The following is a 17,923-nucleotide window of genomic DNA, read 5'->3' as shown; positions in this document are numbered from 1 at the left end:
CAATCCGGTTTAGGGTCTTGGTCAAGCGAGTCGGACGGTCTAGTTCCGACGATCCCGAGAGTGGAGGTGAATCCCAGTGATCAGCATCGAGATGTCTGCCACGCCGTGGTTCGCCTCCGCGTGCCGTGACTCGGTGGTGCTGCTTGCCGGTGCCGCCAAGCTCCGGCAGGAGAAGTCTGCCCGTCGTCAGGCCGCCGCCTTCATCGCGCGAGCTCACTCCGGTGTGGCCGCGGAAGGTGCCCCTGTCTATGCGGGACGTATCGAACTGCCGGCCAACCAGCTCACCAAGGGTGGACTGTGCGGTCCGCAACCCTGGCGGGATGCTCCGGTCATAACCTGACCGGCTTACAGCAGCCCCCAGGCCGCGGATCCACAGACAGGATCCGCGGCCTTCTTGTTTGTCCGTGATCTCCGACCACCTACGAGGTGCCCGACCAAGATCAAAAAGATCGATCAAAAGGAGAAGCAGATGGGGGCGAAGACGATCATGGACCTGATCGACGAAGCCAAGATCCCCTGTCGTACCGACCCTGACCTGTGGTTCGCCGAGTCGCCGGAGGACGTCGAGTTCGCCAAGGCACTCTGCGGCGGCTGCCCGATCCAGAAGGCCTGCCTGGAGCGCGCGCTCGAGCGCGAAGAGCCCTGGGGCGTCTGGGGCGGGGAGCTCATCCTCAGGGGAACGATCGTTCCCCGCAAGCGTCCGCGTGGGCGTCCCCGCAAGCACCCGGTCGCTGCCTGAAACACCGCACCAACCGAAAGAGAGAAGAAACGATCATGAGGACCCAGCCGACGAGGAGTCTGCTAGTGCCGGATCTCATCCATGACCTGGTGAATGACCGAATACAAACCCTCCACCGTGAGGCCGCTGAGCAGCGCGTCATCCTGCGCGCCCAGCGCGTGCAGCGCGCGCGACGCGGCGTCACGCGCGCGAACGAGCGCCTCCGCAGGGTGTTGAGCCGCGAGTTCTGACCGGCAGGTCCTGCCGCCGGCGCAGGATCTCCCACCGGAACTTGTGAATAAAGAGAGCCGGGCGCACAGCCAAGCGCCCGGCTCTCCCCTTTTCACCCACACCCCCACCCACCCGACCCCCTCACCCCACCACCCGACCCCCTCACCCCACCGCCCGACCCCTCACCTCACCGAGCCCGGGCCCCTCACCCCACCTAGCCCGGGCCCCTCAACGCACCGAGCCCGGGCTCCTCAACTCTCACAGCACCACCATCACCGGTCACGCCTCCACACCGGTCACAGAACTCCTTGCCACAGCCACCGAAACCCCAGGGCCACCGCTGAGGGCGGACTGATCCCTGCGCACCACCCGTCTGTTCATGTGCGCATCTCCGACAGCAGGCACGACACCCGTGCACCAGAACCACAAGCCCGAGATCCATGGCCAGGAGCGATCGCGGCCGATCACAGTCCTCGTCGCGCACCGCAACCACTCACGACGACGGACCATCCACAACCGCGAATCGCTCACTGCCATGCCCGCTCACCGAGCTCCCGGCCCGGCCACCTGAGCTCAAGGAGCAGTGCAACCCACCAGGGGAAGCTCAGCGGGAAGCCCCGGAGCCGCCGGATCCACGAGGGTGGTGACCTCGCCGACCCCGGCCGTCACGCATTCGAGCAGAGCGACAGGATCGACGACGGCGTTCGCAGCAGGAGCGCCCGCGAGCAACCCCATGCCGGCGAGGACAGCGGCGCCGAACAGGCGCACGGAACGGTGCATAGATGCCTCCCAACGGAGAGTAACTTTTAGCCCTCGTATGATTGCACAGAGTAATGGTTCCTCAAGCCACCCCACCTCACCCCGCGCGCGCACGGCACCAACCCCGGCCTCACATGACGGGATGTGTCCCCGCAATCAACCCCTCCGGACTCCGCCCCGAGCCCAGAGTCTTTGCCAACAGACCTCGGAGCACCCCACCAAGAGGGCGCTGGCCGGGCAGGCGTCACCGGCATATGGGGCGCTGGCCGGGCAGGCGTCACCGGCGTAAGGGCTGCCCGAGTGCCCGTTGGCGGGGCGGATGACAGCGAGTAGCGCTGACTGGGGCAGGCACCGAGCGGCGCCATCGAGGTCGATGGTGCCGCTCGTCCGTCTCAGTCAGCCGAGCTCAGCGCCCAGACATGAACTCGGGTCAGCCGACGGCCAGGGCTTCGTCGTCCGGGTTGGGGTCGGCGTCGTCGGCGAAGCCTGGCACCCAGCGGATGACCTCGTCGCGGAAGCGGGCCGTGGTGCCCAACTGGCAGAGGACGCCGATGCCGGCCGCGTGGACACGGTGGATCAGCACGTACGAGGCCGGCAGGTTGAGCTGGCGGACCACGTTCGTGGGCCGAAGGTCGGTCACGCTGGCGGCCTGCGCCTGCAACCACTCCCGGCTGAAGGTGAACTCCTCCACCGCCGTCGGCTCCACGTACGGCGCGAGGAAGGCGCGCAGCGCGTCGGGGTCGATGTCGATGTCCTCGCGGATGAAGCCCTCCTGCCGCAGCCCGGTCATGACGGTCTCCATGTCACCCTGGTTGAAGATCCGGGTGAGCTGCCCGAACGCCTTCGGGTACCCCTCGGGCAACCGGTTGACGGCGCCGAAGTCGAGCGCGCCGAGCCGCCCGTCATCCAGCATGCGGAAGTTGCCCGGGTGCGGGTCGGCGTGCAGCATCCCGACCCGCGCCGGGGAGCAGAACAGGAACCGTACGAACAGCAGCCCCGCCTGGTCGCGCTGCTCCTTGGTGCCCTCGGCGATGATGCGTGACAGCGGCGTGCCGTCCATCCACTCGGTGACCAGCACCATCTCGTTGGCGGCCACCACGTCGGGCACGTAGAAGTCGGGGTCGCCGTTGAACTCCAGCGCGAACGCGTGCTGCGCCTCGGCCTCACGCAGGTAGTCGAGCTCCTCGGCGATGCGTTCGCGCAGCTCGCTCAGCACCGACTTCATGTCGAGCCCCGGCAGCAGTGCCCCGAACAGCTTGCCCAGCCGCGAGAGCTGCGCGAAGTCGCCGAGCAGCGCCTTGCCCGCCCCCGGGTACTGGATCTTGACGGCGACGACCCGGCCGTCCTGCCACACGGCCTTGTGCACCTGCCCGATGGAGGCGGCGGCGGTCGGCTGGTCGTCGAACGACTGGAAGTGCTTGCGCCAGTCGTCACCCAACTGCTCGGCCAGCACCTTGTGCACGGTCGACACCGGCAGTGGCGGCGCGGCCTCCTGGAGTTTGGTGAGCGTGGCGCGGTAGGGGCCGGCGATCTCCTGCGGCAGTGCCGCCTCGAAGATCGACAGGGCCTGGCCGAGCTTCATCGCTCCGCCCTTGAGCTCGCCGAGCACCTTGAAGACCTGCTCCGCGGTACGCTGCTGCACCTCCTGGGCCACGATCTCCGCCGACTTGCCGCCGATGCGCTTGCCCAGGCCGAGGGCGGCGCGGCCGGCGAAACCGAGCGGAAGGGTGGCCAACTTGGCCGAGCGCGTGACGGCACGGCGCGGGAGATCGTTCACACTGATGCGCGGAACCTCGGCGAGATACCGCTCCCCCCCTTCGTGATCATCCTTTGAGCACGTCAGTCGCGGTTGGGTGCCATGACCATTCTTAGCGAATATCGATTGTTTCGCATACAGCGACATTGCGGGTGTATCACCCACGATCTCCCTATCCACCGCCAATCAGGCGTTACCTCCACTGTGCCGTTGGTCACAGCAGGGGTTTTTCCGTCGAGGAACGCCAGCGCGTGCCCCACCGCCCCCGCCGCGACGACGCCCGCCAGCGCCACGTCGCAGGCGATCTCGCCCGGCGGATAGCCGCCCAGCTGTGCCGTGACCATCCCCCACTCCGGGTCGCGGTCGCGCCGGGTCAGGTCGAGGCAGTGCACGCACGCCGTGATGCCCGGCAGGACCAGCGGGCCCACCGTGCCGTGTCCCTCGAAGGCGGATGCCAGAAGATGGGGGATGTCGAGGTCGATCAGCTCGTTGACCAGCACCCCGTCGAGGGGAGTGACCGGCGCCAGGATGACGAGGTCAGGTCGATCGGTCTTGTCCCCAAGATACGGCCCTCCGGCGAGCACATTGACCGTCGGCCGGCACGCCTCCTCACCCAACTCGCTCTCGTACGCACTGACCCGCGGCACCCCTTTCGGCCTCCGCGCCGGCTTCTTCCCTCGGGATCCGGCCGCCGCCCCCTCCTCAGCTCCAGACGCAGACCCCCGCTTCGGCCCGGTCCCAGGCTCAGACCTGGATCCAGGACCTGGGGTCTCCTCCCGTCCTGTCGCCTGCGCCGGCCTTGGTCCCTGCGCCGGTTTCGCCGCCTGCGCCGGAGACGTGCCGCCTGTTCGTGGGGAGGGTGGAGTGGTGCGCTGAGGGGAAGGGCGGGCGGCCGGTGGGGTGGGTGAATGGGTGACCACGGCCCGGGCTGGGTGTCCGGTGATGGACGGGGTGATGCCGCCCCAGCGCACCGCCGAGTCCTGCGGGAAGCGTGTCGTAGGGGCAGGTCCGGCCGGGGGTGGGATGCGCTGGGCCAGGTCCTCGGACTGGATGTGCGACGGAGGTGGCGGGTCGCCGGCGGTGAGGCGGCGGGCGATGGCGACCGCGCCCACCTCCCGGGGGAGGCCCACTTCCGCCCAGGTCAACCCGCCTGGTGTGAGGTCGGCCGGCCGGGCGAGCGCCGGGTCGAGCACGCGGATGTTGCCCACGCCGGCGGCCGCGAGGAGGGCGACGATCTGGGCGCCGACCCGGCCCGCGCCGTAGACGCGTACGCGGGCCTGGCGGCGGCGTTCGAACGTCGTCATCATGCCGTCGAGAGTGGTCGAGGCGAGGTCGAGGGCGTCGAGTTCGGGTCTGAGCCGGTCGCGTTGGGCCAGCGGCAGGTCGCTGAGGCAACCGGGTTCGAGTGAGGCGTCGTGGAGCGCGCCCTGGGCGGCGAGATGGTCGATCAGGCACCGGGCACGCGGCTCGTCGAGCCCCGCGAGCGCGGCTTCCTCCAGCACGGTCTCCAGCTCCCGCGTGCCGTCGAGACTCTCGATCCACTTGAGCACCCGCTCGGTCAGTCCGCTCAGCATCACCGCTCTGAGCGGATGCGTGCCGAGCTGGAGGGTGCTCTCGTCGCGCAGGAGGTGCCGGAGGGCGGGCTTCACACGTGGCCTCATGGCCGGAAGATTTTCACGGCCAAGCAAGATCAGGAGGGACTTCGGCGCCGACTGTGGATAACCAGGCACATGGCGACTGACCTGTGGATAAACGACCACCAGGACGCTCCGGCGCACCGGCGCGAGAGCGAAGCGGTCAAGGAAAGGAAGGCCAGAGAACACGGGTGGCGGGAGGTGGAGCGTTGAGGTGCTGGGCGGTGGGGCGGAGATGGGGGAGAGGGGCGGGGTTACGCTTCCCCGCATGAACGAGCTCTTGGTTGATCGCAAAGACGACGGAGTAGTGCTCATCACCCTCAACCGCACCGACATGCGCAACGCCATGACCGACACCATGACGGCCGAGTGGCGGGCGGTCATGGCGGAGCTGCGCGATGACAGGCAGGCGCGGTGCCTGGTCGTGACCGGGGCGGGGTCGGCGTTCTCGTCCGGTGGTGACCTGTCGTGGATCGGCGAGCGCGGTACGGAGGCCGTCCCGCGACTCCGCGACCGCATGCTCGCCTTCTACCGCACCTGGCTGGCGATCACCGAGCTCGAGATCCCCACGATCGCCGCCGTCAACGGCCCCGCGGTGGGTGCGGGGTTGTGCGTGGCGCTGGCCTGCGACCTCGTGTACGCCGCCGACGACGCCAAGCTGCTGGCCCCGTTCACGTCGCTGGGCCTGCACCCGGGCATGGCCGCCACGTACCTGCTGCCGAAGAGGGCGGGCGCGCGGCTGGCGGCGGAGATGCTGCTGACCGGTCGCACCGTCTCTGGGCGGGAAGCGTCCGACAAAGGACTAGTAAATCAATCTTTCCCGAAAAATCATCTAATGTCGGAAACGGAGGCCATCGCCCGGAAGATCGCCCAGAACGCCCCCATTGCCACGCGCCTCACCAAAGTAGCCCTCAACCAAGACCATCAAGACCTGGAAGCCGCGCTGATGTGGGAATCCCTGGCTCAGCCCGTGACCATGGCCTCCGCCGACATGATCGAGGGCCTGACCGCCCATCGGGAAAGGCGCATGCCCAAATTCACCGGCTCTTAATCATCTGACCAGCAGAAACATGGTCCACCCTCTGTGGAATTTCGTCAGTCTCGGCTAACGTGCATATGTGCCCCCCGAGACAGTCGAGGTTCGTCGCAGTTCTCGTCGCCGGCGTACGGTTTCCGCCTACCGCGACGGCGACAAGACGATCGTGCTCCTGCCCGCCTGGCTGAGCGGTGAAGACGCGGATGAATGGGTGAGCCGCATGCTGGATCGGCTGGCCGCGAAAGAACGACGTCGAAGGCCGACCGACGAGGCTCTGCTCGAGCGGGCCAAGGAGCTGTCGGCCAGATATCTGGACGGCGAGCCCGACCCGGTGAGCGTGCGCTGGGTGGACAACCAGCAGCACCGCTGGGGCTCGTGCACCCCAGAGACCGGGACGATCCGGATCTCCACCAGGCTCAAGGGCCTGCCCGAGTGGGTCATCAACTATGTGATCATCCACGAGCTGGTGCACCTGCTGGTGCCCAGCCACGGGCCCAAGTTCTGGGCACTGGTAGAACAGTATCCGAAGGCGGAGCGGGCCCGCGGGTTCCTTGAGGGATTCTCCGCCGCGGCCCACACCGCACCGGAGGAGTGTTGACGCGCATCGTCGCGGTCCTGGTTCATCGGCACATGGCGGACGCGGCGCCCGAGGGCGTCGATCCCGCGCGGTTCCTTGAGGCGGTGGCGGAGGACACGTACGAGATGGTCGCCGGCCTCGACCTCGTCACCCCCGTGCTCGCCACCAGCGTCCCCGGTCTCGACGACATCGTCTGGCCGGGCACCGAGGTGATCACGATCGCCGAGGGCGAACCGCTGAGAACCACCCTCGCCCGCCTCAAGGCCGATCAGGCGGCGGTCATCTGCGCCGACGCGCCCGACCTGCCGCCCCTGCTGGTGGGCAAGCTGTTCAGGGAGCTGGGCCGGGCCGAGATCACGATCTGCCCCGCGGAGAACGGCGGAGCCGTGGCCATGGCCTGCGCCCTGCCCGCGCCGGAGTGGGCCGAGCCCGACCTCGACGCGTACGACGTCGTCAAAGACCTGCGCGCGCAGGCCCCCGGCCCCCGCAGGGTGGCGACCACCCCTGGCTGGCACCGCCTGCGCACCCCGCACGATCTCGCCCGCCTCGACCCCGGCCTGGAGGGCTGGGAGAGCACCAGAGCGCTGATCACGGCACGGTGAGCCGGGCCAGCACGGCGCGGTGATCGGTGCGCGGCACGTCCCGCACACTCACCTCCTGCACTCCCACCCGCCGATCGACCAGCACGTGGTCGATGGTGATGAGCGGCGGCACCTTCTTGTTGGCCGGCCACGTGGGGATCAGCCCGGCCCCGACCTCGTCGGCGGCGTCCTTGTAGCCGCGCGCGAGCAGCCGGCGCATGGAGGAGTGGTCGAGCGAGGCGTTGAAGTCGCCCGCGATGATCCTGATCCGGTCGGGCGAGGCGGACGGGAAGGACTCAAGGGCCCGCTTCCAGTCGGTGACCTGCGGCCCGAGCGGCGGGAACGGATGCGCGTCGATGAACTCGATCGGCTCGCCCCCGGGCAACTCGATCGTCGCCGCCGGCATGTGGTGCCCGGCCGGCGCGCTCCAACTCGTGAGCGGCTCCATCGGATGCCGGGAGAACAGCCCGCTGCCGCTGGCGTTCCACTCGTCCTCCAGCACGCGGTACGGCATGAGCTCCTTCAAACCGGCCGTGTCGAGGTCGGCGACCGCCCCCGGCGTCAGCTCCTGAGTGCTCAGCACGTCGGGCCTGAACTCGCGTACGAGCTGCAGAATCGTCCCGACGTCGGCCTTGCCGAACAACATGTTGACCGTCATCACCTGCAGCGGCCTGCCCTTGGCCGCGTCGGCGGTGCCGAGCGCCCTGGGCAGCACGCTGAAGCCGAGCGCCGTCGTCGCGAGCAGCGCGACGACGGTCGCGGCGCGCCTGCGTCCGAGCGCCGCGATGAGGAGGGGGAGCAGCGAACCGGCCGCCGCGTACGGCGTCGCCGTCATGAGCTGGGTCGGCAGCGACCCGCGTTCGAGACCGGCCACCCTGGCCACCGCCCACGCGGCGAACGGGGTCACGGCCACCCAGGTCAGCGCCGTGCGAGGCATCTTGCGACGTTTGCGAACCGGCGTCACGATCGTGCCGCCGACGGCCGAACCCTCCACACGAGCCCCCCTTTGGAACGACGCAAAAGGACTTTAGCCAAGTGCGCGTGAGCTTGAGCTAAGCGCCTCACGTCCGCGTGCGGCCAGCCGCCTGGTGGCCTCGTCGGACGGCTCGGGGATCTCGTCGACCGGGAACCACCGCAGGTCGAGCGACTCGTCACTGATCACGGTCGTGGCGTCGGGAGGCGCCACCGCGGCGTATTCGACGTCGAGATGCCAGCTGTGCGGCGGATGGCACCACACCAGGTGCCGGTCGACCGCGAGCGGCCCGGGCAGCAGGCGCAGGCCGGTGATGCCGGACTCCTCCCACGCCTCCCGCAACGCCACCTCCGCCAGTGACGTGTCGGATGTCTCACAGTGGCCGCCCATCGGCAGCCACATCTTGGCCTTCGGGTGCAGCGTGAGCAGCACCTGGGACCCGTCGTGCGACAGCACCGCCGTCGTCGCCGTCAGATGCCCCGGCACGCATTCGCGCAGCATCGCGTCGTCGTGAGCGCGCAGGTGATCGAGGAACTCCAGGCGCAGCGCCTCTTCCTCTGGCGTCGGCGCGGCCCAGGAGGACAGCACCGCCACCGCGTCGGCGTGCAGGGTCAACTCTTGCCTTCCTCGCCCTCGTCGTCGCCGGGCTTGGCCTCGAGCTGGGAGATGTCCCAGGTGGCCTCACCGCGTACGAACGCGTCGGGATCGTCGAGGTCCTCGGCCGTCGGCATCAGGTCGGGGTGGCTCCACAGCGCGTCGCGCCCGTCGACGCCGCGCGCGTTCTCCAGCGCCTGCCACAGCGCCGCGGCCTCGCGCAGCCGCCGCGGCCGCAGCTCAAGACCCACCAGCGTGCCGAACGTCAGCTCGGCGGGCCCGCCGGTGGCCCGGCGCCTGCGCACGGTCTCGGCCAGCGCCACCGCGGAGGGCAGCTTGCCCTGCGCAGCGCGGTCGACCACGGTGGCCACCCACCCCTCGACCAGCGCGAGCATCGTCTCAAGGCGCGCGAGCGCGGCCTTCTGCCGCTCGGTCTCCTCGGGCTTGAGCAGGTTGCCCCCGCTCAGCGCCTCCTGGATGGCCTGCGGGTTGTTGATGTCGAGCCCGCGGATCTGCTCTTCGAGCGCGGAGGTGTCGACCGTGATGCCCCTGGCGTATTCCTCGACCGCGCCGAGCAGATGCGAGCGCAGCCACGGGACGTGCTGGAACAGCCGGTGGTGCGCGGCCTCGCGCAGCGCCAGATAGAGCCGGATCTCGTCGGACGGGATCTCGAGGCCCTCGCTGAAGGACGCGATGCCGCCGGGCAGCAGCGCCGCCGTGTCGGACAGGGGAAGACCGATGTCGGTGGTGCCGATCACCTCGCGCGCCAGCGACCCGATGGCCTGCCCGATCTGCTGGCCGACCATCATGCCGCCCATCTGCTTCAGCATGCCCATCAGCGGCCCCGCCATCTGCTGGGCCTCAGGGGGCAGGCCGGAGCCGCCGAGCGCGCCGCCCATGGTCTCGACCATGCGTTCGGCGATCGGCTCGCACAGCTTGCGCCAGATCGGGATCGTGTTCTCGATCCATTCGGACCGGCTCCAGGCCTGCGGCGTCGTCACGCCGCTCGGCAGCGTCGTCGCCTCGTTGAGCCACAAGTCGGCCAGGCTGAGCGCCTCGACGATCTGGCGGCGCTCGCCTTCCATGACACTCGGGTCGCCCTGGGCGACCACGGAGTGCCTGGCGATGTTCTTGGCCATGTCCCAGTTGACAGGGCCTGAACCCTGGGGCGCCGACAACATGTCGGCGAACTGGCGCATCGCCTGAGCCATCTGCTCAGGGTTGCCGAACATGGCGAACGGGTTCTCGTTGGGGTCGTTTTCGCGACCTGGCAGGTCAGTCACCGCTCTACCTCGTGCAGGATGGAGGAGTCCACATCCGCCACGTTAGTCGTCCTACGGCGGATCAGTGCAAAGTGAGGACCTGGTGCCAACCTCGAAACGCTCGCGCCAACCCGTCGTCGCCGTCACAGGCGCGGCCTCCGGCCTGGGCCGCGAGCTGCTCGCGAGGCTCGTATCCGCCGCGGATTTCCGCAGAGTGGTGGCCATCGACGAGCAGCGCGGCGACATCCAGGAGGCCACGTGGAGAGTGATCGACGTACGAGATCCGCTCTTGGCGAACCGGATCTCCGACATCGACGTCCTGGTCCATCTCGCCGGTGACTACGCCGTCGACTCCGACCCGGGGGAGCGGCGGGCGTACAACCTGCGTGCCGCGCAGACCGTGCTCACCGCCTGCGCCGCCGCACGCGTGCGCAAGGTCGTGCTGGTCACCAGCGCGATGGTGTACGGCGCCGCACCCGACAACGAGGTGCCGCTGCCCGAAGACGCCCCCGTGGCCGCCGAGCCCGACACCGGCGTGGTGGGCGACTTCCTGGAGATCGAGTCCCTCGTACGCAGGTCGCTGCGCAGCCACCCCGGCCTGGAGATCACCGTGCTGCGCCCGGCGGCCGTCGTCGGCCCGGGCGTCGACACCGTGATCACCCGCCACTTCGAGTCGCCCAGGCTGCTCACGGTCAAGGGCTGCCACCCCCGTTGGCAGTTCTGCCACATCGACGACCTCGTCTCCGCCCTCGAACTGGCCGCCCGCGGCCTGGTCAGCGGCGTGGTCGCGGTCGGCAGCGACGGCTGGCTCGAGCACGAGCAGATCGAGGAGCTCTCGGGCATCAGGAGCCTTGAGCTGCCCGCCGGCCTGACGTTCGGCACCGCGCAGCGCCTCCACCGCCTCGGCGTCACCCCGGCGCCCGCCACCGACCTGCACTACGTCGTCTATCCGTGGGTCGTCGACTGCGCCGCGCTGCGCGAGGCGGGCTGGAAGCCCCAATGGACGAACGAGGCCTCGTTCGAGCAGCTCCTGGAGCTGCGCGAGAACCGTACGACCGTGGTCGGGCGCCGCCTGCCCGTCAAGGAGGCCACGCTCACCGCCGCCGGCGCCACCGTCGCCGTCATCGGCACCGCCGCGATCGTCCGTCAGGTACGTAAGAAGCGTCGCTCGTAACGGTTAGGCTCTTTCTGTGGACGTCATCCGCTTGCTCGGCATACGTGAGACCCCGCTCTCGGTCGACGAGGTGCTGGCCGCCGTGCGCGACCACGCCGCGGGCGGCACCGCCTTGTTCCTCGGCACCGTGCGTGAACAGGACCACGGCAAGCCGGTGACCGGGCTCGCCTACTCCGCCCACCCCTCGGCGGAGGCCGAGCTGCGCCAGGTGGCCGAGAAGGTCGCCGCCGACTTCCCGGTGACCGCCGTGGCCGCCGTCCACCGGGTGGGCGACCTCGCGCTCGGCGACACCGCGGTGATCGTCGCGGTCGCCGCGCCCCACCGAGACGAGGCGTTCAAGGCCGCGCGGCGGCTCATCGACGACCTCAAGGCCCGCGTCCCCATCTGGAAACATCAGGCGTTCGCCGACGGCGAGACCGAGTGGGTCGGCGCCGGCGAATAAGCTCGAAGACATGTCTCGACGCGCCCTGACGCTCCTGCTCGCGGGATTCCTCGTGCTCGCGCTCGGCGTGGCGGGCGCGTTCCAGCCGGTCCCGTACGTCGTGCTGAGCCCCGGCCCGACGGAGAACACGATCGGCGAGGTGAACAAAAAGCCCGTCATCGCGATCAAGGGCAGGCAGACCTACCCCACCAGCGGCTCGCTGCAACTGGTCACGGTCGCCTACCAGGGCGGCCCCGCCGCCAAGATCGACCTGCTGACGGCGCTGCGCGGCTGGCTCGACCCGACCGTCGCGGTGGTCCCGCAGGAGACGATCTTCGCTCCCGACCGCACCGCGCAGGAGGTCGAGGAGGAGAACACCGTCGAGATGACCAACTCCCAAGACTCCGCCACCGCCGCCGCGCTCAACGAGCTGAAGATCCCCTACGCGATGGTCGTGGGCGTGGTCTCCACCGAGAAGGGCAGGCCCGCCGACGGCAAGCTGATGAAGGGCGATGAGATCAACTCCGTCGACGGCAAGGAGACGAAAGACGTCACCGCCGTCGCCGACGCGGTCAAGGCACACAAGCCGGGCGAGAGCGTCACCTTCAACGTCACCAGAGGCACACAGAAGATCGACGTCACCGTGCAGACGGTCGCGGGCCCCCAGGCGCAGACCGTGGTCGGCGTCATGATGCAGGCGAAGTACAAGTTCCCCTTCGACGTCGACATCAACGTGGGCGACGTGGGCGGGCCGAGCGCCGGGCTGATGTTCTCGCTCGGCATCCTCGACAAGCTCACCCCAGGAGAGCTGACCGGCGGCAAGCAGATCGCCGGCACCGGCACCATCACCCCGGCCGGCGAGGTCGGCGCGATCGGCGGCATCGCGCAGAAGATGGTCGGCGCCAAGGACTCAGGCGCCACGATCTTCCTGACCCCGGCCGACAACTGCGCAGAGGCGCTCAAAAGCGTTCCTGACGGGCTACGGCTGGTCAGGGCCGACACGTTGCACAGCGCGGTGGCGGCGCTCGACGCGCTGCGCACCAGCAAGGGCGACGTGCCCGCGTGCGAGGCCGGATGAAACTTCTGGCGCTCGCCGTGCGTTAGCCGTACGGCTGGCCCTGCGGTGTAGGTTGCCAGACACGGACCGTTTCTTCATTACGACGAGGGGTTGGCCTTGAGCTTCCGGACCCCAGGAGCCGGCAGGGCGATGCGCTTGCCCCGCCGACCGCGACTGCTTCTGCCTGTGGCGATCGCCCTCGTGGCGATCGTGGCATTCTTCTTCCTGTTCTCCGGCATCTATACCGACTATCTGTGGTTCGACGCGACCGGATTCACGACGGTCTTCAGCGGTGTGGTGCTGACCCAGATCGTGCTGTTCCTGGTCGGAGCGGTGCTCATGGTCGCCATCGCGGGCGGCAACATGTTGCTCGCCTTCCGCACCCGGCCTATGTTCGGCCCGGCGATGTTCGGCGGCGCCAGCGGAGCCGACCGCTACCGCATGGCGCTCGACCCCCACCGCAAGCTGATCTTCATCGTCGGCATGGCGCTGCTCGCCCTCTTCTCCGGCTCGTCCTTCTCGGGCCAGTGGCAGACGTGGCTGCAGTTCATCAACGGGGAGTCGTTCGGCAAGACGGACAAGTTGTTCGGGATGGACATCTCGTTCTTCATGTTCGACTATCCGTTCATCCGGATGGTGCTGAACTTCCTGTTCACCGCCGTGATCATCTCGATCGTGCTGGCGACGATCACGCACTACCTGTACGGCGGCTTCCGCCTGCAGTCGCCCGGCGTCCACGCCTCCCGCGCGGCCCGCGTCCACCTGTCGGTGCTGCTGGGCGTCTTCGTGCTGCTCAAGGCCGTGGCCTACTGGCTCGACCGGTACGGACTCGTCTTCTCCGACCGGGGCTTCGTCCACGGCGCCTCCTACACCGACGTCAACGCGGTCCTGCCGGCCAAGACCATCCTCGCGATCATCGCGCTGATCTGCGCCGTGCTCTTCTTCGCCGGCGTGGTCCGTCCGGGCGGCATGCTGCCCGGCGTCTCCTTCGGCCTGCTCGTGCTCTCGGCCATCCTCATCGGCGGCGTCTACCCGGCGCTGGTCGAGCAGTTCCAGGTCAAGCCCAACCAGCAGGGCAAGGAGTCGCCCTACATCGGGCGCAACATCGAGGCGACACGCGAGGCGTACAACGTCGACAAGACAGAGGTCGAGACGTACAACGCGCAGGCCGACCCGACCAAGGTCCAGGCCAACGGCGACACCTCCGTCTCCGGCGTGCGCCTGCTCGACCCGTCCCTGGTCTCCTCGACCTACGAGCAGACCCAGCGCATCAGAGGCTTCTACAGCTTCGCCGACCCGCTCGACGTCGACCGCTACCCCGACAGCTCGGGCAAGCTGATCGACCACATCATCGGCGTCCGCGAGCTCGACGGGCCGCCCGAGGGCCAGAACAACTGGATCAACCGGCACCTCGTCTACACCCACGGCTACGGCTTCGTCGCCGCGCCGGGCAACAAGGTCGACACCAGCGGCCTGCCCGACTACGACGCCAAGGACATGCCGGTCACGGGTCCGCTGGTCAACAGCACCCAGCTCAAGGAGTCGCGCATCTACTACGGCGAAGACCCGGCCTCGGCCGAATACGTCATCGCCGGCGGCAACCCCAACGCGCCGCAGGAGCTCGACTACCCGGAGACCGGCGGCACCGGCCAGAAGAACACGACCTACACCGGCCGGGGCGGCGTCCCCGTCGGCTCGTTCCTCAACCGGCTCCTCTACGCCGCCAAGTACGGCGAGGCGAACATCGTCCTGTCCGGCGACGTCAACGACAACTCCAAGATCCTGTACGTCCGCAACCCGCGGGAGAGGGTCCAGAAGGTCGCTCCGTACCTCACGCTCGACGGCAACGCCTACCCGGCGATCATCGGGGGGCGGGTGCAGTGGATCGTCGACGGCTACACGACGAGCAACGACTACCCGTACTCGCAGAGCGAGAGCCTCGGCGAGATGACGCGCGACACCTCGACCGACCGCCGCGTCATCGCCCAGCAGCCGAGCGACCGCATCAACTACATCCGCAACTCCGTCAAGGCCACGGTCGACGCCTACGACGGCACCGTGCGGCTGTACGCGTGGGACAGCAACGACCCGCTGCTCAAGACCTGGAGCAACGCCTTCCCCGGCACGATCCGTCCGGCCTCGGAGATGAGCGCCGAGCTGAAGCAGCACGTGCGCTACCCGGAAGACCTGTTCAAGGTGCAGCGCTACACGCTGTCGCGCTACCACATCACCGACCCGGCCGCCTTCTACAGCGGCCAGGACTTCTGGAACGTCCCCAACGACCCGACCCAGGGCGAGAAGAACATCAAGCAGCCGCCCTACTACCTGACCACCACGATGCCGGGCGGCCAGCCGACGTTCTCGCTGACCACCACGTTCGTGCCGCGTCAGGGTCCGAACCTGGCGGCGTTCATGGCGGTCGACTCGTCGGCGAGCGGCGAATACGGCCGGATGCGCATCCTGCGCATGCCGTCCAGCACCCCGATCCCCGGCCCAGGACAGGCACAGAACGCCTTCCAGAGCCGCTTCGCGGGTGAGCTCAACCTGCTGGGCGTCGGCGCCTCGTCGGTCCGTTACGGCAACCTGCTGACGCTGCCGTACGCGGGCGGGCTGGTCTACATCGAGCCGGTCTACATCCAGGTGGCCGCGGGCGGCGGGCAGGAGCCGTACCCGATCCTGCAGCGCATCCTGGTGTCGTTCGGCAGCAAGATCGGTGTGGCCCGCACGCTCGAGGAGGCCCTGCAAGAGGTCTTCGGCGGCGAGCAGCAACAGCAGCAGCAAGAGCAGGAACAGACGGACGAGCAGCAGCAGGCTCAGCCCGACCAGGCGAGCACGGCGCTGAACACCGCGATCTCCAACGCCCAGAAGGCCTACTCCGACGCCCAGAAGGCGCTGCAGGCCAGCCCGCCCGACTGGGACGCCTACGGCGACGCCCAGAAGCGGCTGGAGGATGCGCTGGAGGCGCTGAAGGGCGCGAACGCCCAGCCGCAGTCCTCGCCGTCACCGACGCCGTCAGGCTCCCCGCCGGCGGCACCGTCGGCGGCACCGTCCGCCACACCGACAGGCTCGCCGCCGGCCGCGCCCAGCGCGTCACCGTCGGCCACGCCGACCGGTTAGCGTCATTCAGTTTGCGTCCGCCCCGCGTCGCCCGGTAGCCTTCATAAGCACGACGACGCGGGGTGGAGCAGTTCGGTAGCTCGCTGGGCTCATAACCCAGAGGTCGCAGGTTCAAATCCTGCCCCCGCTACCAGGCCGAAGGCCCGGGATCCGGAAACGGAAACCGGGCTTTCGTGTGAACGGACCACCTCGGTGGTCAAAGCACTCCTCCGGGGCCTGTAGAGTAAGTGCAGACACACCGACGCGGGGTGGAGCAGTTCGGTAGCTCGCTGGGCTCATAACCCAGAGGTCGCAGGTTCAAATCCTGTCCCCGCTACCAAGATTGAAGTCCTCGGTCACCGGATCATCCGGAGGCCGGGGACTTCTTCGTTTCCTGGGTCGCGTGGCTGATCATGAGGTACGTCTTGCGTACGGCCCAGCCGAGCAGGAACACCCCGAAGACGATCTGGACGACGCGCATCCAGCCGGGCGACCCCTGATCCGCATAAATCACGATGCCGACCCACATCAGGCCGAATAGCCCAACCAAGCCGACTGCCACCCAATTCAGCCCCCGCTGCCACATATGCGCAGTCTTACAGGCGGTCGACCAAGGGCGGGTATGCCCGAAGTCGTCATCATGTCAGCGCCTGACCTGCCCCCCTCGGGGCGACGCAGGCCGGCCGTCGCAGCCAAAAACGATGGCGACCTCAGCCGAGGTCGGATGGTCGCTTCGGGGAGGTGGATGGCCCCTCTCTCCGAAACAGGACGGTCGCCCCGGAGGTGGGATGGCCGCCCCGGAGGTGGGACGGTCACCCCGACGTGGGACGGTCCCCCCGGAATGGGACGGTCGCCCCCGTGGTGGGGTGGTCGCCGCAGAAAGTCGGGCTGACCATCTCAACCGAGGTCGGATGGTCGCCTCAGAGGGGCTGGATGGCCCCTCCTACGGAACAGGACCGTCGCCGCGGCGAGGCGAACCGGGCGCTTCAGCGGGGGAGGATGCGCGCGGTGCCGATGCAGCTCCGCATTCGCGGGGCGCGGGAGCGCGGCGGGCTCTGGTTCGTCACATCGCCCTCCAGGGGGAGCTGCGTATCCTGCGCGAGCTGGACGTCCTGGCTCTCGAAGCCCTGCCCGGTGAACGTCGGCCCCTCCACGAGCCCCTTGCCCTCCGGCGCCCGCGTGTCCAGTCCGTCCCCCTCCTGGGCCTGGCCTTCCACCGCCTGGCCTTCCACCGTCTGCGCTTCGAGCGCCGGCTGGCCCGGAAGCTCCTCAGTTCGGTCAGGGAGGAACTCCTCTGGGAGTGCTTGCCCTTCGAGAGGCCGTCCCTCGGGAGACCGTCCTTCGCGGGGCTGCCCCTCGCAGTCGCGGCTCTCCAGGCAGGCGAGCAGGGCGGCCGCCGCGCGGGCGTCGGCGAGGATGCGGTAAACGGCCTCACCGTCCTCCGGCAGCTGCCCCCGCTGGGCCAACTCGTGCCGGATGAAGCCGAGGGGATCGGGCGAGCCCACGATGTCGGCCGCCACCGTCGCCCGCGCCGCCGTCAGCAGCCGCAGATAGTGGGTACGCAGCACGGCCTCGCGCAGCCGGGAGTGCTCCAGGTCGTCGATCAGAGTCCTGGCGATCCGCAGCAGGTCATCAGCGTGGGTCGCCTCGTCGGCGAGGAATGCGCGGATGTCGTCGAACTCCGACCGGGTCATAGCGGTCACCTCTCCGTGAGCGCAGTCTGCTCGTGACCTACTTCGTACCTGGGGGTGATTGCGGATGACTTGCGGTCGGCTTGCCCCACGGTGCCGGCTGGGGAGCTCGTTGCCGAGGTTTGAGTGTCTGGTGGGAAGGGAAGAACCTCCTGATTACCTGAGTCGGCCCGAGTACGCGGTGCAGGCTGCTAGAGTTACTTCCCGCAGGGCGATCGAGAGGTTCCTCAGAGCCTCGGAGATGCCCGGCAAATCCCACTACCTTCGCGGTCGTCCGTCGCTGGTTTCGCACCACTTCGGATCGGCTGGTAAGTTAGAGGGGTTGTCTCCGAAAGGGGGCGCGGCTTAATTCTTGGAAAGTCG

18 protein-coding genes and 2 tRNA genes are annotated in these 17,923 nt (G+C 68.8%); 12 read left to right on the top strand and 8 right to left on the bottom strand.

Going from position 1 to position 17,923, the window contains the following annotated elements:
* The first annotated feature begins 76 nt into the window (after window positions 1-76).
* The 3 genes from ACFFR3_RS16560 to ACFFR3_RS16550 all read left to right on the top strand — a co-directional run bounded on the left by ACFFR3_RS16560 (window position 77) and on the right by ACFFR3_RS16550 (window position 969).
* Window positions 77-340 (top strand): hypothetical protein, encoded by a 264-nt coding sequence (locus ACFFR3_RS16560; RefSeq protein WP_345389716.1) that lies wholly within the window; start codon window positions 77-79, stop codon window positions 338-340.
* A gap of 129 nt (window positions 341-469) precedes the next feature.
* The gene (locus ACFFR3_RS16555; RefSeq protein ID WP_355426360.1) at window positions 470-739 is read left to right on the top strand and encodes a WhiB family transcriptional regulator; all 270 of its coding nucleotides are present in this window, start codon (window positions 470-472) and stop codon (window positions 737-739) included.
* Window positions 740-804: 65 nt separating this feature from the next.
* Window positions 805-969, top strand: a complete 165-nt coding sequence (locus ACFFR3_RS16550) for a hypothetical protein (RefSeq protein WP_345389710.1) — start codon at window positions 805-807, stop codon at window positions 967-969.
* 553 nt (window positions 970-1,522) lie between these two features.
* Here the strand turns inward: ACFFR3_RS16550 and ACFFR3_RS16545 are convergent.
* From ACFFR3_RS16545 to ACFFR3_RS16535, 3 genes are all read right to left on the bottom strand, one after another.
* Window positions 1,523-1,729: a hypothetical protein gene (locus tag ACFFR3_RS16545; RefSeq protein WP_364371247.1), complete on the bottom strand. Its 207-nt coding sequence runs from the start codon at window positions 1,727-1,729 to the stop codon at window positions 1,523-1,525.
* Window positions 1,730-2,138: 409 nt separating this feature from the next.
* Complete coding sequence (locus tag ACFFR3_RS16540; RefSeq protein WP_364371244.1) at window positions 2,139-3,485, bottom strand: ABC1 kinase family protein; 1,347 nt, start codon at window positions 3,483-3,485, stop codon at window positions 2,139-2,141.
* Between the two features lie 62 nt (window positions 3,486-3,547).
* Entirely contained in the window at window positions 3,548-5,125 is a 1,578-nt protein-coding gene (locus ACFFR3_RS16535) for a hypothetical protein (RefSeq protein WP_379483393.1), read from the bottom strand.
* 241 nt (window positions 5,126-5,366) lie between these two features.
* Here ACFFR3_RS16535 and ACFFR3_RS16530 point away from each other — a divergent pair, with 241 nt between their 5' ends.
* The 3 genes from ACFFR3_RS16530 to ACFFR3_RS16520 all read left to right on the top strand — a co-directional run bounded on the left by ACFFR3_RS16530 (window position 5,367) and on the right by ACFFR3_RS16520 (window position 7,313).
* Window positions 5,367-6,149, top strand: a complete 783-nt coding sequence (locus tag ACFFR3_RS16530; protein ID WP_364371238.1) for an enoyl-CoA hydratase/isomerase family protein — start codon at window positions 5,367-5,369, stop codon at window positions 6,147-6,149.
* Between the two features lie 67 nt (window positions 6,150-6,216).
* Window positions 6,217-6,732: a M48 metallopeptidase family protein gene (locus tag ACFFR3_RS16525; RefSeq protein WP_344883689.1), complete on the top strand. Its 516-nt coding sequence runs from the start codon at window positions 6,217-6,219 to the stop codon at window positions 6,730-6,732.
* Window positions 6,729-7,313, top strand: coding sequence for a hypothetical protein (locus ACFFR3_RS16520; RefSeq protein ID WP_364371232.1), 585 nt, complete (start codon window positions 6,729-6,731; stop codon window positions 7,311-7,313). Before ACFFR3_RS16525 ends, ACFFR3_RS16520 begins: the two co-directional genes overlap by 4 nt.
* On the opposite strand, the gene ACFFR3_RS16515 is transcribed toward ACFFR3_RS16520, so the two are convergent.
* From ACFFR3_RS16515 to ACFFR3_RS16505, 3 genes are all read right to left on the bottom strand, one after another.
* On the bottom strand, window positions 7,300-8,229 hold the full coding sequence (locus tag ACFFR3_RS16515) for an endonuclease/exonuclease/phosphatase family protein (RefSeq protein ID WP_345389693.1): 930 nt from the start codon (window positions 8,227-8,229) through the stop codon (window positions 7,300-7,302). The two genes, ACFFR3_RS16520 and ACFFR3_RS16515, sit on opposite strands and share 14 nt — an antisense overlap.
* A gap of 90 nt (window positions 8,230-8,319) precedes the next feature.
* Entirely contained in the window at window positions 8,320-8,880 is a 561-nt protein-coding gene (locus tag ACFFR3_RS16510; protein WP_345389690.1) for an NUDIX hydrolase, read from the bottom strand.
* Window positions 8,877-10,142: a zinc-dependent metalloprotease gene (locus ACFFR3_RS16505; protein ID WP_512699778.1), complete on the bottom strand. Its 1,266-nt coding sequence runs from the start codon at window positions 10,140-10,142 to the stop codon at window positions 8,877-8,879. Before ACFFR3_RS16505 ends, ACFFR3_RS16510 begins: the two co-directional genes overlap by 4 nt.
* Window positions 10,143-10,221: 79 nt before the next feature.
* Between ACFFR3_RS16505 and ACFFR3_RS16500 the strand changes: the two genes are divergently transcribed.
* From ACFFR3_RS16500 to ACFFR3_RS16475, 6 genes are all read left to right on the top strand, one after another.
* A complete protein-coding gene (locus ACFFR3_RS16500) occupies window positions 10,222-11,295 on the top strand; it encodes an NAD-dependent epimerase/dehydratase family protein (protein WP_364371818.1) in 1,074 nt (357 codons plus the stop codon).
* A 16-nt stretch (window positions 11,296-11,311) separates the two neighbouring features.
* Window positions 11,312-11,737, top strand: coding sequence for a molybdenum cofactor biosynthesis protein MoaE (locus ACFFR3_RS16495; RefSeq protein WP_345389687.1), 426 nt, complete (start codon window positions 11,312-11,314; stop codon window positions 11,735-11,737).
* 10 nt (window positions 11,738-11,747) lie between these two features.
* Window positions 11,748-12,794 carry a YlbL family protein gene (locus tag ACFFR3_RS16490; protein WP_345389684.1) on the top strand — a complete coding sequence of 349 codons (1,047 nt, stop codon included), beginning with the start codon at window positions 11,748-11,750 and terminating at the stop codon, window positions 12,792-12,794.
* 129 nt (window positions 12,795-12,923) lie between these two features.
* Complete coding sequence (locus ACFFR3_RS16485; RefSeq protein WP_379483392.1) at window positions 12,924-15,890, top strand: UPF0182 family membrane protein; 2,967 nt, start codon at window positions 12,924-12,926, stop codon at window positions 15,888-15,890.
* A 56-nt stretch (window positions 15,891-15,946) separates the two neighbouring features.
* A tRNA-Met gene (locus ACFFR3_RS16480) sits at window positions 15,947-16,023 on the top strand.
* Window positions 16,024-16,132: 109 nt separating this feature from the next.
* A tRNA-Met gene (locus ACFFR3_RS16475) sits at window positions 16,133-16,209 on the top strand.
* Window positions 16,210-16,233: 24 nt separating this feature from the next.
* Here ACFFR3_RS16475 and ACFFR3_RS16470 read toward each other — a convergent pair.
* Window positions 16,234-16,383 carry a hypothetical protein gene (locus tag ACFFR3_RS16470; RefSeq protein ID WP_364371219.1) on the bottom strand — a complete coding sequence of 50 codons (150 nt, stop codon included), beginning with the start codon at window positions 16,381-16,383 and terminating at the stop codon, window positions 16,234-16,236.
* Window positions 16,384-16,855: 472 nt separating this feature from the next.
* Window positions 16,856-17,563, bottom strand: coding sequence for a hypothetical protein (locus tag ACFFR3_RS16465; RefSeq protein WP_345389673.1), 708 nt, complete (start codon window positions 17,561-17,563; stop codon window positions 16,856-16,858).
* Window positions 17,564-17,923: the final 360 nt, after the last annotated feature.

Origin of the sequence: Nonomuraea salmonea (genome assembly GCF_042428605.1) — a bacterium.
In the GTDB taxonomy this organism is placed as follows: Bacteria; Actinomycetota; Actinomycetes; order Streptosporangiales; family Streptosporangiaceae; genus Nonomuraea; species Nonomuraea salmonea.
The sequence above is the reverse complement of the archived record's forward strand: the minus strand, read 5'-3'. Positions and strand labels throughout refer to the sequence as shown.

What these genes read in the sequence shown, in the direction of transcription:
- ACFFR3_RS16555 (WP_355426360.1), top strand. Translation starts at nt 470, where the DNA reads ATGGGGGCGAAGACGATCATGGACCTGATCGACGAAGCCAAGATCCCC.
- ACFFR3_RS16545 (WP_364371247.1), bottom strand. Translation starts at nt 1,729, where the DNA reads ATGCACCGTTCCGTGCGCCTGTTCGGCGCCGCTGTCCTCGCCGGCATG.
- ACFFR3_RS16535 (WP_379483393.1), bottom strand. Translation starts at nt 5,125, where the DNA reads ATGAGGCCACGTGTGAAGCCCGCCCTCCGGCACCTCCTGCGCGACGAG.
- ACFFR3_RS16530 (WP_364371238.1), top strand. Translation starts at nt 5,367, where the DNA reads ATGAACGAGCTCTTGGTTGATCGCAAAGACGACGGAGTAGTGCTCATC.
- ACFFR3_RS16515 (WP_345389693.1), bottom strand. Translation starts at nt 8,229, where the DNA reads ATGCCTCGCACGGCGCTGACCTGGGTGGCCGTGACCCCGTTCGCCGCG.
- ACFFR3_RS16490 (WP_345389684.1), top strand. Translation starts at nt 11,748, where the DNA reads ATGTCTCGACGCGCCCTGACGCTCCTGCTCGCGGGATTCCTCGTGCTC.
- ACFFR3_RS16485 (WP_379483392.1), top strand. Translation starts at nt 12,924, where the DNA reads ATGCGCTTGCCCCGCCGACCGCGACTGCTTCTGCCTGTGGCGATCGCC.
- ACFFR3_RS16465 (WP_345389673.1), bottom strand. Translation starts at nt 17,563, where the DNA reads ATGACCCGGTCGGAGTTCGACGACATCCGCGCATTCCTCGCCGACGAG.